Raw genomic sequence first — 14335 nt, 5'->3', positions numbered from 1 at the left:
CCGTTGTGCGAGCGAAAGTGAGGGGCGGGCGCGATCAGCCGCTGCCCCATCCGCCGCCACCAAAGATGCTGTAGCCACCACCGCTGCCGAAGAGGCTCCCGGCGCCCTTGGAGGCGAGGTTTCCGACGCCGAGGATGCCGCCGAGCAGGCGGCCCGCGCCGTCTTCCTGTGCCTTGGCAGCCTGCATCTGAACGGTGGACTGGTTCTGTGCGGTCGACGATGCGAGTCCGGCTTTGGCCGAGCCCGTGCCAAGGGCGGCCTGCCCGATCGCGCCAATGGTGCCGGCCTGACCCGCAACCGCCTGATCGCGCTTCGTATCGATGTTGCCGAGGTTATTCAGCCAGTTCCCGTATTCCTGGCTCGCGAGTCCGGAAGCGAACTTCATCGCGTCAGTGTCGGCACCGCCGCTTGCTAGCGTGCCATTTACGGCGCGAGCCCGGTCGAGTCCCTGCATGCCCTGATCGAGATTGACCTGATAGGCGGGCGAGAACGTGAATTGGCCTTGTGCCGCTTTCGCCGCGTCGACGCCGTTGGCACCGGACGCGTCGAGATAGAGCTTCGAGCCGCCGGCATACTGCCCGGCGAGGTTGCCGAACAGGTCACCAGCCCTGCCGTACTGGTCTGCGGCAGTGTTGTAGCCGGTGTCCAGATCGGTGTTGCCCTCGGTCTTAGCCTGATCGAGGCGCGCGATGCTGGCTGCGGCGGCCTTCTTGCTCGCCTGCCCTCCGAAGAGGTCGCCGAAAAAGCTCATGGGGCGTTCTCCAGGGCGGTGATGCGTTCATCGAGCGCCTGCAGCGCCGTGAAGAGGAACAGGAAGAACTTGAACCACTCGGGTGAGAGGTTGCCGTTGCCGACGGCGATCGGCGCTTGGGCCGAGGGCATGCCCTGCTTCGTCATTCGGACCTCACATCGGGAGCGACGGCGCCGCCCAGCAGCGCGCAGTAGACCGGGTCCGAGACGTCGATCCGCCACGAGCGCCCCTGTGGCCCGGAGAGCCCGGTGCGCAGCACATTGATGCGGGTGCGGGTCGCGCCCCGGCGGCCGAGCGAGCGGGAGAGCGGGTTCGACCAGGTCGAGCCGCCATCGTCCGACCAGGATACCAGCGCGCGCGGATCCGAGAGGGTCGGATCGCTTGACAGCAGACCGGTGCCGAACGCGAAATCGAGATCGACGCGCGGGAAGGCGATGCGCTGCGGGAAGGCTTGGCCCGGCAGGCTCTCGACACGGAATCGCAGCGGCGCGCCGGCCTCGGTGAAGACGTCCTCGCGGACTTCCAGGAGGCCGGTGCCGGCCGTGTCTCCGACGAGCCAGCGCCCGAAGGCCTTCACACTCTGCGAGGCCCGCCAGCGGGAAGCCTGATGGCTCGCCCGTTCGTGCCACTGGCCTGTGGTCAGGTCGTAGACCCAGGTCCGACCCGGCATCGATACGACCCAGCAGGCATGACCCGCCACCAGGTGGACCGAGGCCTCGATCTGGGTCGCGTCGACCTTCGCGGCCGCGGCGAGATCGCGCTCGACGTCATGGGTCGAGAGGCGGACCGGGGAATAGCCGGACAGCTTGTAGACGACAGCATCGTCGCCCACCCAGATCATCTCGTTCGACCACCCTTCTTCATGGCCGGCGACGGCCCAGGGGCCGATCAGGCCGCGCGGAATGCCGGTGATCCGTGCGAGCGGGAAGCCATTCTGCTGCGCCGTACCGCCGTAGACGCCGATGCCGGACGGTCCGAAGAGAAACAGCTCGTCGCGGAACGGAATCGGCCGCAGGAGGCCGCCGGGGCGGGCCTGCTCGACAGTGTAGTCGAGGGTGTTGAACGTCGTCGCATTCAGCCCGGAGGCGAAGCACGTGCCGTTACCGGCCGTGAAGAACAGGAAGCCGAACAGCTCGCAGCAGGCGTTCGGCGCAGGCAGGGATCCGGGAATCGTCAACGGCATCGGCGCCGTGTCGATGGAGAGCTTGTAGGCTCCGTATTGCGTGACCGCGACGACGTCGGGGGCGGGCTGCCGATTGTTGTGCGCGATCGTGATGCGCTTCGAGCCAGGCAGGGAGCCGAGCGGCGTCACGGTCCGATCCTCGGTGACCTTCACGAGCATGTCGCGATAGGCGCCGAGGACCACCGGGCCGATCGCGCGCAAACCGCGTGGGGTCGACAGCGCCGTATCCGCGAACAGGCCGAGACCGGGCACGCGCCGACGCGAGACCGGCGCACGCGCGCCGTCTCCGAGCTTCTCGACCATCGCGTTGATGAGTCGTCCCGCGCCCTCGGCCTCGGTGAGGCCCGGGCTGGACGACAGAGGCCAGCTGATTGCCGCCATCAGCAGATCCGGCCGCAGCGGCGGCCCCAGAACCGATCCGGTCGCATCGGCGGCCGTGCGTCATAGACGCGGTAGGCGAGCTTCAGATCGGACTTGGCCTTTTCGGCCAGGGCCTCAAGGTCGGACGCCTTCTGACCACCGATACCGAACGGCACCATTGCGGCCTCGGTGACGATCGCGGCGAGCGGCAGGTAGGCCGCATCGTCGATCTCATCACCGGTCAGCTTGGCGACCCCGTCGTCGAAGAGCTTCGCGCAGACGGGATCGATCAGGTCGTCGACTTCCGCGCGGTCCTCGTCCGACGGCGACTGCCCAGCCGCCAACACGCCGAGGTTCTTGAGAACCCGAGCGATGAGCTCCTCGCGGGTCTTCACGTCACTTCGCCTTGGCAGGAGCCTTCGGGGCTTCGGTCGGTGCCGGAGCCGGAGCCGTCGCCTGCTCGAGTGCGGTGTGCGCCTCGACAAGGTCGGTCGTTGCCTTGGCCAGATCTGCCGTCAGGGTCTCGACCTTCGCGAGGGCGTTCGCCTTGTCGGTGGTTTCAGCCGCGAGCAATTCGCGGAGCGAGATCAGCTCGGTCGTTGCGGTTTCGACGGCAGCCTCGGCAGCCTCAATCTCGGTGATGAGCGCATCGTTCTGCGCCTGGCCGCCACGGATGATGTCGGTCAGCCGATCGATCTCGGCCAGGGCGTTGGCGAAAGCATCGGGATCGACGGCCGGAGCGGCGGCGTCGGTCAGGACGTCATGACCGGCATCGGCGGCCGGCTGCAGGTACGTGCGGCCTTCCGCACGAGCAGTCAGCGCGTCGGCTGTGGCAAGCTCGGGATTGGTGATGCAGGTCGGCGAGGTCTCCCAGCCCGCAGGCAGAGTTTCGCCAGCCGAGAGGTCGAAGATCTGGGCCGAGCCGTCGGGCTTGTAGCCCCAGGTCGGAAAGGTGGTTGCGGCGTCCATGACGGCTCCGGCGCGAGAGAGGGTCCAGAACGACGAAGGGCGCCACGAGGGCGCCCTTTCGTCAGATTGCAGCGTGAGAGGCGCTTAGCCGCTGACGCGGGTGCCGAGACGCGGATCGATGGCGGCGACGCCGTACAGGACGTCGAGGCGCCAGTTGGAGATGCGGTTCGTGCCGTCGAAGTACGGGACGAGCATCAGGCTCATACCCTTGTAGGTGTGCATGCCGATCTGGTCGGTCGGCACACCCGCGGGCTTCTCGAAGGGCACGACCACCAGAGCCAGCGCGTTCTTGTGGAACATGAGGTTCTGCTGGAAGGTCGTCGAGGCAGCGCCGTTCCAGGTCACGACTGCACCGGCGGCCGGCGCCGCCGAGACGGTCTGGTAGGCGCCGGTGGTGATGATCGCCGGAGCGATCTGCACCGCCGCATTGCCCGAGCCGTCAGCAGTGGCAGTCGCAGTGGCAACGAACTGCTGCAGGTAGGGCAGAACCTGCTTCGTCACCGGGTTGACGGCAAAGACGCCGGCGATGCTGAACACCTCACCCGCACGAACGGTCGCGGCAGCGCCGAGCCCGGCCACATTGAGGGTCTGGCCCCAGGAGTTCGCCTGCGCGCCGGAGTAGGTCACAGCCTGACCAGCGCCGTTCACGGTGCCGTTGGTGCGCGTGCCCGTGGTCAGGGTCGGCGCGTTCTGGGTCATGAACGGCTCGACGCCGGCGAGACCACCGAGCTTCGCCTTGCGGTAGGCGTCCGAATTCGCGCCGTCGATGTAGAGCTGCGACTGGGCACCGAGCAGGGCGACATGGTCGGCCGGCGACAGGGCGGAGGACCGCTCGTCGGTCGGAACGGCCATCTCGTTGAGGCGCTGCACGCCTGCGAGGAACTTCGTGTAGCTCGAGATCGTGTTGCCGGGCGTACCGACCCAGTTCCAGAAGTTCGTCAGGGCGCAGGCGTGGATATCCTGGTCAATCTGGTTGGCCACCGGCACCATGGCCGGCTTGATCACGCGCTCAGACAGATCCGCGATGTTGAGAGCGAGGTCGGTCGAGGAGAACGAGAAGTCGACGCCGGCGACCTTGTTGACCGTGATGGCGGTCTTACCCTCGATGACGTCCTGGTTGGACGCCACGAGGCCGGTGCGGACGCGAAACTGGGCGGGCTTCCGGATGTTGACGGTGTCACCGACCTTGTAGCCGTTCACGTTTTTCGAGAACTCTTCCTCGTAGCCGCGGTGGACGCGGGAGCCCATTCCGAGCTCGTTGTCGAGGATCTTCACCGCCGCCTTGGCGATGATGCTGGCAGTGTTCAAAGTATTGGGCATGGAGAGATGTCCTTAGATTGATGCGGTCAGCCGTATTTCTTGGCTAGCCACGCATCGAGATCGCTGTCGGGGGACGCCGGCTTGGCCGAACCGGAAACCGGCTTGGCGGGAGCGGGGGCGGTGGTGGCTGTCTTCGGTTTCGCCAGGGTGAGGCGATGCTCGAGCGCGCCGACGGCCCGTGCGGCCTTCAGCGGGCTCATTCGGTTCAGCTCCTCGAGCTTCCCCGGGGTCTTTGCGAGGTAATAGGCGAGCAGAGCGCCCTTCTCGCTTTCGAGCACAAGCTCGCTGACGTGCTTTTCGATCTTCCGATCAGCGGCACTCGCGAGAACCTTGTCGAAGTCCGCGATCTTCTCGCGGGCCGCGTCCTTCTGGTCCTCGAAGGCCTCGATCATCTCCTCCTGGACACGGGCCTGCCGACTGGTGTTGGCGGTCTCCTGGTCCTTGAGGCGCTGGTCGGCGAGGGCCTTGGCGATACGATATTCCGCCTTGGCATCCTCAAAGGCGACGAAGTCGTCGAAGTCGGCCTCTTTCGGAGGCGCACCGATCTCCTTTTCGATCAGGGCTTTCCGATCGGCGCCGGCGGCAGGAGCCGCTCTGCGGGAATCGGAAAGCTCCGCCTCGAGGCGCGAGATCTTGTCCTGCATCCGCTGGATGCCGGAGCGTTTCTTGGGCTTCTCCGGTTCGCCGTCGTCCTCGGCCTCACCCTTCGGGGCATTGGGCTTCGGAGCGTCGCCGGCCAGTTCGTCCTGCTCATTCCCTGGCGTTGCGCCGGTCTCGGTACCCTCGGTCGTTTCGACCTCGAGAACGTTGGCCGCCGCGTGCGAGTCTTCGCCGCCTGCCGCTGGCGTGTCCGCCTGCGCGCCCAGCACGATCAGATCCTCGTCCATATGTCTTTGGTCCATAGAAAAACCCGCCGCGTCGGAGACGGGCGGGCGGTTCATCATCGCGGCCTGCAGCTCATCCGCTGGCCAGCGTGATCGGGGAGGGCGCGAAGAGCGCCGAATGATATTGATGCGGTCCGTAGGTACAGACGATCTGAATGGGTATTGGCTGAAGCCGCAGGGCTCCTGGTCCTACGGAAGTCCCGAGCCCTTTTTCCCGCGCGACCGAGGCCAGCGCACCGCATCAAACTGCTGTTGGTGAAAGTCGGAAGCGGAGCTTTGCTCGCACGCCTGCCGACGCTGGTCCTTTCGCCGGGTTTGCCCGACGGGTCAAGAGTTCGGAGTGTCTGAGGTAGCACCGAAGAGGAAATGACGCCGGACTCGAGCCTGCCTACCGTGAGGGGTCACCTCGGTTGCCTCACGATAGGTATCCGGATGACCGGAGCCGGCAGAACCTTTCCCTCACAAGCGCTCTGCCGGCTCTACGCTCTCAGGTTACCTGAACCCACCCATCGGTCATGTCGTACACGGCCTCGAACGTGCCGCCGGTCAGGATGGAGATCGGCGTTCCGAGGTTGATGTTGAGCACCTGCAACGTGCCGAGGATCGAACCCAAGCTGGTGCGATGTTTCAGCCGGAACGAAGCGCCCGGGAAGGCCAGTGTCGGCGAGAGCGTCAGCTTCCGGGTCGCGCCCAATGCGATGGTGCCGTCAAGGAGAAGCACCGACGGCGTCTTGAGCGCCGTGAGCGTCATGTCGGCCGTGATCGTTTGCTTGGCCGCGTAGACCGGCCGCACCGGCTGCCAGAAGGCGACGCCGTTGACGATCGAGGCGAGCACCAGGTCGCGCTTCACGCCGAACAGGTCCGTGACGCGCGCGTATCGGTCAAGGTTCGCAGCTGGGTCCGGTAGCGTGTCGACCGTGAAGGAGCCGTCCAGGATGGCGGACGAGCTGGCCACAGCCGCAGCGGCAGCCTGGCTCACCTGGGAGACGGTGAGCCCCGTGCTGTAGCCCGACATCAGTCGCCGGTGCCTACAGTGATCTCGACATCGGGCGCGCCCGAGGCGACGGCGAACGAGACGAAGCGCTGGTTCTGCTGGAGCGTCTGGAACTCCACAGCGCCGGGCGCGAACCCTTGGCTGCCAGGTGTGCCGGCGGCCGGGATCACGGCCTGAACGGTCGCTTTGTCCCCGAACTCTATGGAGACGTCGACGGTGCCGCGATTGCGGATGCGCACCTGGGATCCGCGACCATGAGGAAGCGGAAGCGCAACGCCGGCACCGGCCGCAGTGAAGCGGAACGTCGCGAAAGGATCCGCGCGGAAAGGAAGGACTTCGGACATCAGGGTGCGCCCATCATCGGAGCGGCGGGCTGGCCCATCGCGCTCGGGTCAAAAGAAAAGGCGCCCGGAGGCGCCTCGCTGGTCGGACCGGGCATTGCGCCCGGCGGCATGTCGATTGGCCCAGGCGGCCCAGCCTGTGGATCGGGCGGCCCATCCGCAGCGGGAGCGCCGTCGCCGCCGCCCAAGGTCTCCATGATCATCGAGACGACGTGCGCGAGGTCCTGCAGGCCGTTGGCGATCGCGTCGATGCGCGGATCATCACCGCCGGCTGGCGCACCGGCAGGATCGGCCGGACGGTTGGCCTCGGCCATGCGGGCCTGGTGGTCGAGCGCGGCGCGCTGGATCTCGCCTTGGATCTTGGCCATCTCGGCCTGGATCTTCTGCTGCTCGACCTGCAGCTTCTGGCCCTCAAGCTGGTGCTGAGCCTCGGCGAGCTGCTGCTGGCGCTGCTGCGCCGCCATCTGAGCCTGCTGTTCAGGTGATGGCGGCGGCGGTGCCGGCATCGGCTCGCCGCTCTCTTGCGCCTCCTCCGCCTGGATCTGGGGCGGCAGCATGGTGCGGATGCGCTTGGCGATCTTATCCGCCATCGGCCAGTCCTGCGCCTTGGCCAGCAGGTCGAGGATGAGGGGCGCCAGCTGCGGCGCGGCCTGGACGAGGGCGATCATGCCGTCGAGCGCGGCCTCGCGGCGCGTGGTGTAGCTCGGACCCATCTCCATGGCGACGTCGTAGGCGCCGACCGTGACGTCGTTCTGGATCTTGTCGAGCGGCTGATCCTCATCCGCGAGGCCGCCGACCTTGTTGATGTCGACGAGATCGACCTTGCCGTCCTCGCCCACGATCCGGAGCGTGCGGGCCGTGTCGTAGACATGAGGGATCATGCCGGTGACGATCGCGCCGGTGTGGCGGATCGAGCGGCTGAAATTCACGATGTAGACAAAGGAGCCGACGTCGCCTTCCTGTTGGCGGGCCTTGATCGCCTTGCCCGAAGTCTCGTTCGAGCGGGCGCCGAGGCTGGCATCGTAGACGCCGGTCGTCGCCTTGATGTCCTCGGCGGCTTGGCGCGCGCACTGGGCCGAGGCGGCGTTCGGCACCGGCGGCTGGGCGCGCTGCGGAGCACCAGGCGCCTTCGGATCGGGGTTGTAGGGCAGGAACGGGTGATTGGCGGAGTTCGCCGTCTCCCAGATGTGCTCGTAACCCTTGAACTGCGCCTCGGTACCGACGAACCCGGCCTTGGGCTGCAGCGCCTCGGTCTCGACCTCGGTCGAGCGGCTGTAATTGTAGGCGCGCTGGCCGTCCTTCGCCTTGCGCACCAGGCCGCGACGGACGCGCTTCTTACCGATCGTGATCTCGATGCCGATCGCGGGCACCACGGGGATGAAGCGACCGGGAATCTCGTCAGGCCCCTCGAGGACGGCGGTCGCGCTGACCACGAAGCGCTCGACCTTCACGCCCGGACGCTTCTCGACCCGAACTCGACCGCCTTCGCGCTGGACCGCGACGACGCGCGCGAGCTTCTCTGGGTGCTCCTCGTCGCCCTCGTCCGTCAGGTCGAGGATCTCGCCATCGGGCATCAGCGCGAGCGTCTTCTGCACCGGCGTCTTGGTGAAGTACTCGGCGACCCGCACCATGTCGGCGGTTGCCCAACCGCCCATGCCGGTCGCCGAAAGCCGCTCATCACCGATCTCGGCCGCCGGATGATCCGGATAGGTCTCCTCGTAGACGTCGCGGCTCATGTCGACCGGGACGAAGCAGAACTTGCCGTCCTCGCGCGTGGGCAGCACAGCGTCCGGGTCCCAGCGCACGCCGATACCGTCGGGCACTGGTACGATGCGGATCTCCTGCTCGAAGGTGGAATCGGAGCCGTACTCGGTAATCACCTTCCAGTGGCCGATACCGGCGGCGACCTGCTGGTCGGCGGCGGCGAAGTAGGCGGCCGGCGCGTCCGAGCGGTTCTCGACGTAGCGTACCATGCCGGCGATGACGTCGGCAGTGTCGGGATCACCGCGGCTGTCGACCGGCACGACCTTGATCGCGGGCCGCATCTGCCGGATGTCGCCAGTGACCTGCAGGATGGCCGTGCCGAGCCGATCGAACTCGAGGCAGGGCCGGCCGTCGTCTTCGCGGATGGCCTTCGCCTTCGGGTCCCACTGCGCGCCAGGCACCTCGACGAATTCGAGGTCCTCATAGGCCAGCTCGCGGTTCTCGCGGTCGCCCTCGTCCGCGCGACGCCAGCGCTTCATCGCGAGCTCGTGCACCTTCGCGTTGGCGTCCGGCTTCTCGTCGGCCGCGCGTGCGGGCTCGGCGGCTGTCTCGGGAGACGCCGCGCGTTTCTTTCGGGTTTGAGCCATCAGGCGCCCTGCCAACCGCCGCGGCGGCGAGATGAAGTGGAGAGTTTGAGCGGAGCGGTCTCGATGACCGGCTCCGCGAAGGTCAGCGCGACGGCGTCCCAGCAGTCAGGCGACGGGATGCCCATCGAGCGCATCTTCTCTTTCGACCAGAGCTGGATCTGGCCGCGGGAATTGTGCGTGTAGCCGGTCGAGCAGGCATCGGCCTGGATCTCATCTTCGTCCGGCAGGTCGACGCCGGCGGGGTCTTCGAGCCAGTCGAGCGAGTCCATCCAGATCTCGGCGCGACGGTTGAGCGGGCCCGGGAGCGCCTCGCCCGTGGTCGGCGAGTAGCGTTTGTCCTGAATCGGAGCGCCGCCGAAGTTCACCGGCACCACGATGCCGCGACCGGGTGTGCCGTAACCGCGCTCGACGAGAATATCGTAGACGCCGGCGCCGTAGCCGCCCGTGACGTCGATGAAGGCCTTCACCGGGTTGTCCCGGTCGATCTCGCCGGCAAGGTAATTCGCGCTTTGCGGAATCGAGAGCCCGGTCGGACCGCCCGCCGAGAGAACCTTGCGGCCGCGGCGCTTCGCGAGCGCGTGGCGGTCGCCACCCTGATGCGCAGGATCGTATCCGAACACGAGCGGGCCCGAAGGCTCGACCGTGCGCTTGCGAGCCGCCATGACCAGCTTCGCGCTGATCAGGCCGTTCGTATTCGCCATCTGGAAGGCCTCGGCCGCGGTCGCGGGGTATTCCTGGCGGAACAGGCTCTCGCCCAGATCCGCGATCTTCAGCCGGCGCCAGTACATCTGCGCCGAATCGAGGCCATGGACCTCGGCGTAATCGGTCTCGGACTCGCCCTGCTCATCCGGATCGGTGCCGAGCACGAAATCGGCTGGCGCGGGCTTGCGGTATTCGTCCGACCAGAACCAGGGCACGAAGATCGCCTGGAAGGCGCTCTCGCCGCGCTCGGCCTTCCGCCACTGCTCGTGGAAGTAGTTTCCGACCCCGTTGGCCGTGCTCTCGATGATGACCTCGGTCCCGTCCTCGTCCGCGATCGCCTGCAGGATGCCCGAGGCGTGGCTTCGCGCGTGAGGCCAGAACCCGGCCTCGGACCCGTGGAACATCTGCAGCGTGTTGCCGCGCCCGACCGCTTTCGAGCCGGCCGTGCCAACCTTGTAGCCGCTGTCCAGGCGGTCGAAGAGCAGCTCCTTCGCGTTGGCCGCGCCGGTCGATGGCTTCACGAGCGGCGGGCAATGCTCGTGGTACCGCGAGACCATCTCGAACAGCGCGGCCGTCGAATCGTCCTGATGCGTCAGGATGAAGGTCCGCACGCCGCGCCGGTGCGTCGTCTTCCAGAAGAACCGGCCGCCGATATACGTCGATGCGCCCTGCTGCCGGCCCTTCAGGATCAGCGCCCGGACGCTGCCGGTCGTGCGGAGCTGCGCCTCGAGGCGCTCGTGAATGTAGAGCTGAGCCTTGTTCAGCGTGAAGGGGACGATCTTGCCCGACTTCGTCCGGATGCGCAGGCAGCGCGGCGCGTAGTGCTCGAAATCCTCCCGCAGGCGGCGGCGGATCGCGAGCTCGCGATCACTCAAGGGCGCTAAGAGCGTCCTCATGGCTGCGGACGGTGTGGCTTGCATCGATCCGCTGGCGGTTGGTGAAGACGTCGCCGACTTCCTTCGCCGCCTGCATCACGAGCTGCGCCGCGAGACCGATGTTGCCCATCGTCTCGGCGCGCGTGGCCAGGCGGTCGAGCGTGCGCAGACGCGACACACGGTGCGAAATGCCGATCGAAGCCGTGTCCTCGAGGAAGCGCTCGCGGGTCGCCCGGAAAATCTCCCGGTATTCCTCCGAGAGGTTCCGCCCGGCCCGGCGCTCGGGATTGTAGGCCTCGGCCTGCTGCGGCGTGACGACGAGGTCGAACTGATCTTTGACCGCCTTCACGACAGCCGAGGGCGGGTCGAAGCACGCAAGCTGTTGGACGATGAAGGTTTTCACCTCATCGGAAAGCGCGCTCACGGCCTGGTCCTTATCAAATGATGGTCAAACGTCGCCCGCAGGTCCCGCAGGCGCCGGCGATGTCGGCCTCGCAGACGATGGGGGCGCGGTTGGCGGCCTCGACGAGAGCGGCGGTCTGGCCGGCTCCGTTGCCGACGCCGTACCGAGCGACGATCGACACGAACTCCTCGACGTCGTGTCCGCGCATCGAGAAGATCGGCTTGCCGGTCTGCTTCGAGAACCGCGGCTGGCCCCAGACGTCCTTCGCCTGTCCGCAGTGGAGCAGCTCGTGCTCGACGAGCGAACAGAAGCCCGCGTCCGAACACTGGTCGGCGTAATCGGCGTGGAGCGTGATCAGGAAGTCCGGCAGGCGGCCGAACCAGCCTTCGATCTGCATCTCCTGCCGGGCCTTCGACCACTTGCCGCCCTGCAGGGACAGCATCTCGGCCTGGCCGACGACGGCGTTCATTTGCCGGGCGTTCGGGATTGCGCACCATAGGAAGCCGAGCGTGGCGTCTCTCAGGTGCATGTGCTCTTCGTTGAGGAGCGGGGCGTCGTCGTCGATGAACGTTGCGCGAGCCCAGGCTTCGAGCTCGGGCGCGGGCACGAATGGCGTCGGCGTGACGGTGCCTTCCTGGCCGAGCAGGTGCTCCGGCGGGCGAGGGCGCGACAGCATTAGCTCTTCCGCCGCTCACAGATCAGCTTGTGATAGCCGCCGGCGGGCAGATCGAGATGCGTCGCGAGGACCTGCGCGACCTTCGGGCAGTCGGTCTCACCGGCCGGCGCTACCACAATGTCGAGAGCGGTCTCACGCGAGCAGTCCGAGCCTGCGATCGATCCGGAGCAGGCGAGGGCCACTGCGAGCCGAGGCTCAGCCGCGCGGCCGGTGGCGATACCGCCGCCCATCACGGCGAACGGCACGATTAGGAAAGGCAGGGCGATGCGGAGCATCAGTGCCGCGCCTCGGAAGGGCTGCGCATAAGCAGCAGCCGAAACTCGTCCGATGACAGCCGCCTCGGCAGATTCGCAACCTGAGCATCAGGCCTCACGAGGCGACGGGGTTTCCGTGGACGCCGCGCGGAGATCGCGACGCCGAGCAGCACGAGGAGGGCGGCGAGGCGGGGCATCAAGCAGCCACCGCCGTCGGCCGGCCCGGGCCCGTGTCGCCGCGGAGAGGCGCGCGGCCGTAGAGCTGGCGCGCGCCGGCGGTCAGCTCGTCGCGCAGGCGGCGAAGGCGCCGAGCCTCATTCCCGATCTTCATCGGCAAGACGGGTGCGGCCGCGACGCGATCGCGGAACGCGCCGATCTTGCGATCCAGGTCGATGATCTCGCGCAGGATGCCCGGCACGCGGGCGCGTTGCTCGTCGGTCATCACAGGCGGAACCTCTGCAGAAGCGCGCGACGGACCTCGCGCTCGGCCGCCGCGACTTCCTGCGCGGGCGAGGAGACGGGCGCCGGGGTCGCCGGCGGCAGGCTAGGCGTGCTCTTCATCGGGAAGCGGGACCTCGGAGATGCGGGCGCTGCCGCCCGATGTGAATTCGAGACAGAGCCAGCGGCCTGGGACGCGCTCGGCGTTCGCGACGAGCCCGAGGGCATCGACCCATTGCTCGGCAGTCGGGGCGCCGCGCTGGACGTTGAGACCGGCGAGCAGTCGGGCGACCGCGGGGCGGGTCACAGCCGACGCTCCGGGATGACGCGCTCGCCGCCGGCCTTCACCGCATCGAGCAGTGCGCGGACCTTTTCGTGCTCGCGCTGGATCGGGCACATGCCGTTGCGCTTCTCGCGCAGGTAATCGCCATAGGCGGACGCGGCCGGATCCTGGCCGAGGCGGGCGACGGTGCTCACAGGAACTTCTTTCCGGCGTGATCGTCGAAGGCCCGGGCCCGGCGATCGTATTTCTGCAGCGTCGTCACCTGGGTGTGCCGGGTGACGTGCATGACCTTCAGCACGTCGGCGCCAGCAGCGAGCGCCGAGGTGACGAAGCCGGCCCGCAGCGAGTGGCCGGAGAAGAGCGTGGCATCGAGGCCGGCTGCTGCGATGTGGTGCTTCATGATGTCGGCCACCGAGCGATCGGTGAGACGCTCGGACGAGATCGCGCCGCCCTTGTTGATCGACCGGAACACCGGGCCGGTGATGATGCGAGCTGCGGCGAGCCAAGCGTCGAGCGCCTCGCAGACCTTCAGCTTCGAGCCGCGCGGGACCGCGATCTCCTGGCCGGCGCCATCCTGGTCTGTCTTCGACCGGCGGATATGGACGATGATGCCGTCCGGCACCCGTTCGAGATCGGCGACGTCGAGCGCCACGAGTTCGGATCGGCGCAACGCCGCGGCGAATCCGAGCAACAGAAGCGCCCGATCGCGCAACCCGGTGGTGGTGTCCGGGACCTTCCGCAGGACCTTCTTCAGCGTCTCGGCGGTCGCCGGCGCCTTACGGGTCTGCCGCGTGCCAAGCGCCCGGCGAGCGCCCCGTACCGTGGCCTTCACCGCCTCGGCGCCGGTCGGCGGTTCGTGGCCACCGGCCCGGTGCACGGCCGCGATCGCCGCGACATGCAGGTTGATGGTCGCTGCCTTCCGGCCACTGTCCGCGAGGTGCGCGACGTAGGCGGCGACGGTTGGCGCCTCGGCCGGCATCGGGTTGGCACCGACGCTCCGGCACCAATTCACGAAGCCGGTGAAGGCCGACGAGTAGGCCTTGCGGGTCCGCTCGGCTCGAGCCTCCGCCGAATAGGCAATGGCGCGAACCAACGAGACTGGTGTGAAGTTTGCCGGTGCAACCGGCACCGGCAATGGAGACATATTTTGAACTCAGGTTCGCGAAGGGCTGCGGCAGCGCTTCTGGCTCGGTTGAAGCAAGGCGTTGAAGCCGGCAACGACCAGTTCGTGATCCGCCTCAACGAGCTGGCTGAGGCCTACGGGACCGGGGCGAAAAAAGAGATCCTCGAAGATCTCGGCACCGGATGGGAAGCGCGTACTGACGAGGAGGGATTGATCGTTAGTCGCAACATCCCGAAGGAAGTAGCGATCGAACAACTCGGACAACGACTTGGCGATTTGGTAGGCAGCCTTGGATAGGTTCCGACAACACAATTTAGCGGAAGCGCTGCCTATGGCAGATCGACCATAAATCCGGTCTCAGGAGACCGTGGAAAGCGCCGTCGAAAACGGAACTGAAAGACTTGTTGCCGCCTATTTCGAAGACACGC

Annotated in this window: 19 protein-coding genes; 1 reads left to right on the top strand and 18 read right to left on the bottom strand. The window is 67.2% G+C overall.

Annotated features, from left to right (window positions below):
- Window positions 1-34: 34 nt before the first annotated feature.
- From GGR33_RS22750 to GGR33_RS22665, 18 genes are all read right to left on the bottom strand, one after another.
- Entirely contained in the window at window positions 35-751 is a 717-nt protein-coding gene (locus GGR33_RS22750; RefSeq protein WP_183511282.1) for a hypothetical protein, read from the bottom strand.
- Entirely contained in the window at window positions 748-897 is a 150-nt protein-coding gene (locus tag GGR33_RS22745; RefSeq protein ID WP_183511278.1) for a hypothetical protein, read from the bottom strand. The genes GGR33_RS22750 and GGR33_RS22745 overlap by 4 nt, the downstream gene beginning before the upstream one ends.
- The gene (locus GGR33_RS22740; protein ID WP_183511271.1) at window positions 894-2315 is read right to left on the bottom strand and encodes a hypothetical protein; all 1422 of its coding nucleotides are present in this window, start codon (window positions 2313-2315) and stop codon (window positions 894-896) included. Before GGR33_RS22740 ends, GGR33_RS22745 begins: the two co-directional genes overlap by 4 nt.
- The gene (locus GGR33_RS22735) at window positions 2315-2689 is read right to left on the bottom strand and encodes a hypothetical protein (protein ID WP_183511266.1); all 375 of its coding nucleotides are present in this window, start codon (window positions 2687-2689) and stop codon (window positions 2315-2317) included. The genes GGR33_RS22740 and GGR33_RS22735 overlap by 1 nt, the downstream gene beginning before the upstream one ends.
- A 1-nt stretch (window position 2690) precedes the next feature.
- Window positions 2691-3263, bottom strand: a complete 573-nt coding sequence (locus GGR33_RS22730) for a hypothetical protein (protein ID WP_183511258.1) — start codon at window positions 3261-3263, stop codon at window positions 2691-2693.
- 84 nt (window positions 3264-3347) lie between these two features.
- A complete protein-coding gene (locus GGR33_RS22725) occupies window positions 3348-4583 on the bottom strand; it encodes a P22 phage major capsid protein family protein (protein WP_183511249.1) in 1236 nt (411 codons plus the stop codon).
- 26 nt (window positions 4584-4609) lie between these two features.
- Window positions 4610-5470: a hypothetical protein gene (locus GGR33_RS22720; protein ID WP_183511244.1), complete on the bottom strand. Its 861-nt coding sequence runs from the start codon at window positions 5468-5470 to the stop codon at window positions 4610-4612.
- A gap of 484 nt (window positions 5471-5954) precedes the next feature.
- Complete coding sequence (locus tag GGR33_RS22715) at window positions 5955-6482, bottom strand: hypothetical protein (protein ID WP_183511237.1); 528 nt, start codon at window positions 6480-6482, stop codon at window positions 5955-5957.
- The gene (locus GGR33_RS22710; RefSeq protein WP_183511230.1) at window positions 6482-6805 is read right to left on the bottom strand and encodes a hypothetical protein; all 324 of its coding nucleotides are present in this window, start codon (window positions 6803-6805) and stop codon (window positions 6482-6484) included. The genes GGR33_RS22715 and GGR33_RS22710 overlap by 1 nt, the downstream gene beginning before the upstream one ends.
- Window positions 6805-9153, bottom strand: coding sequence for a portal protein (locus GGR33_RS22705; protein WP_183511223.1), 2349 nt, complete (start codon window positions 9151-9153; stop codon window positions 6805-6807). Before GGR33_RS22705 ends, GGR33_RS22710 begins: the two co-directional genes overlap by 1 nt.
- Window positions 9153-10730 (bottom strand): terminase large subunit, encoded by a 1578-nt coding sequence (locus tag GGR33_RS22700; protein WP_183511216.1) that lies wholly within the window; start codon window positions 10728-10730, stop codon window positions 9153-9155. Before GGR33_RS22700 ends, GGR33_RS22705 begins: the two co-directional genes overlap by 1 nt.
- Window positions 10723-11154 (bottom strand): DUF2280 domain-containing protein, encoded by a 432-nt coding sequence (locus tag GGR33_RS22695; protein ID WP_183511212.1) that lies wholly within the window; start codon window positions 11152-11154, stop codon window positions 10723-10725. Before GGR33_RS22695 ends, GGR33_RS22700 begins: the two co-directional genes overlap by 8 nt.
- Before the next feature lie 13 nt (window positions 11155-11167).
- A complete protein-coding gene (locus GGR33_RS22690; RefSeq protein ID WP_246413401.1) occupies window positions 11168-11809 on the bottom strand; it encodes a putative metallopeptidase in 642 nt (213 codons plus the stop codon).
- A complete protein-coding gene (locus tag GGR33_RS22685) occupies window positions 11809-12084 on the bottom strand; it encodes a hypothetical protein (protein ID WP_246413399.1) in 276 nt (91 codons plus the stop codon). Before GGR33_RS22685 ends, GGR33_RS22690 begins: the two co-directional genes overlap by 1 nt.
- A 175-nt stretch (window positions 12085-12259) precedes the next feature.
- The gene (locus GGR33_RS22680) at window positions 12260-12505 is read right to left on the bottom strand and encodes a hypothetical protein (protein ID WP_210302168.1); all 246 of its coding nucleotides are present in this window, start codon (window positions 12503-12505) and stop codon (window positions 12260-12262) included.
- A gap of 102 nt (window positions 12506-12607) precedes the next feature.
- Window positions 12608-12808, bottom strand: a complete 201-nt coding sequence (locus tag GGR33_RS22675; protein WP_183511203.1) for a hypothetical protein — start codon at window positions 12806-12808, stop codon at window positions 12608-12610.
- Window positions 12805-12978, bottom strand: a complete 174-nt coding sequence (locus tag GGR33_RS22670) for a hypothetical protein (protein WP_183511197.1) — start codon at window positions 12976-12978, stop codon at window positions 12805-12807. The genes GGR33_RS22675 and GGR33_RS22670 overlap by 4 nt, the downstream gene beginning before the upstream one ends.
- A complete protein-coding gene (locus GGR33_RS22665; RefSeq protein ID WP_246413397.1) occupies window positions 12975-13877 on the bottom strand; it encodes a site-specific integrase in 903 nt (300 codons plus the stop codon). The genes GGR33_RS22670 and GGR33_RS22665 overlap by 4 nt, the downstream gene beginning before the upstream one ends.
- Window positions 13878-13931: 54 nt before the next feature.
- Between GGR33_RS22665 and GGR33_RS22660 the strand changes: the two genes are divergently transcribed.
- On the top strand, window positions 13932-14204 hold the full coding sequence (locus tag GGR33_RS22660) for a hypothetical protein (protein WP_183511176.1): 273 nt from the start codon (window positions 13932-13934) through the stop codon (window positions 14202-14204).
- Window positions 14205-14335 lie beyond the last annotated feature (131 nt).

It is taken from the genome of Methylobacterium brachythecii, from assembly GCF_014196345.1.
In the GTDB taxonomy this organism is placed as follows: Bacteria; Pseudomonadota; Alphaproteobacteria; order Rhizobiales; family Beijerinckiaceae; genus Methylobacterium; species Methylobacterium brachythecii.
Note: the sequence above shows the minus strand (reverse complement) of the source record. Positions and strands in the feature narration are given on the sequence as shown.

What these genes read in the sequence shown, in the direction of transcription:
- GGR33_RS22750 (WP_183511282.1), bottom strand. Translation starts at nt 751, where the DNA reads ATGAGCTTTTTCGGCGACCTCTTCGGAGGGCAGGCGAGCAAGAAGGCC.
- GGR33_RS22745 (WP_183511278.1), bottom strand. Translation starts at nt 897, where the DNA reads ATGACGAAGCAGGGCATGCCCTCGGCCCAAGCGCCGATCGCCGTCGGC.
- GGR33_RS22740 (WP_183511271.1), bottom strand. Translation starts at nt 2,315, where the DNA reads ATGGCGGCAATCAGCTGGCCTCTGTCGTCCAGCCCGGGCCTCACCGAG.
- GGR33_RS22730 (WP_183511258.1), bottom strand. Translation starts at nt 3,263, where the DNA reads ATGGACGCCGCAACCACCTTTCCGACCTGGGGCTACAAGCCCGACGGC.
- GGR33_RS22725 (WP_183511249.1), bottom strand. Translation starts at nt 4,583, where the DNA reads ATGCCCAATACTTTGAACACTGCCAGCATCATCGCCAAGGCGGCGGTG.
- GGR33_RS22720 (WP_183511244.1), bottom strand. Translation starts at nt 5,470, where the DNA reads ATGGACGAGGATCTGATCGTGCTGGGCGCGCAGGCGGACACGCCAGCG.
- GGR33_RS22715 (WP_183511237.1), bottom strand. Translation starts at nt 6,482, where the DNA reads ATGTCGGGCTACAGCACGGGGCTCACCGTCTCCCAGGTGAGCCAGGCT.
- GGR33_RS22710 (WP_183511230.1), bottom strand. Translation starts at nt 6,805, where the DNA reads ATGTCCGAAGTCCTTCCTTTCCGCGCGGATCCTTTCGCGACGTTCCGC.
- GGR33_RS22705 (WP_183511223.1), bottom strand. Translation starts at nt 9,153, where the DNA reads ATGGCTCAAACCCGAAAGAAACGCGCGGCGTCTCCCGAGACAGCCGCC.
- GGR33_RS22690 (WP_246413401.1), bottom strand. Translation starts at nt 11,809, where the DNA reads ATGCTGTCGCGCCCTCGCCCGCCGGAGCACCTGCTCGGCCAGGAAGGC.
- GGR33_RS22685 (WP_246413399.1), bottom strand. Translation starts at nt 12,084, where the DNA reads ATGCTCCGCATCGCCCTGCCTTTCCTAATCGTGCCGTTCGCCGTGATG.
- GGR33_RS22680 (WP_210302168.1), bottom strand. Translation starts at nt 12,505, where the DNA reads ATGACCGACGAGCAACGCGCCCGCGTGCCGGGCATCCTGCGCGAGATC.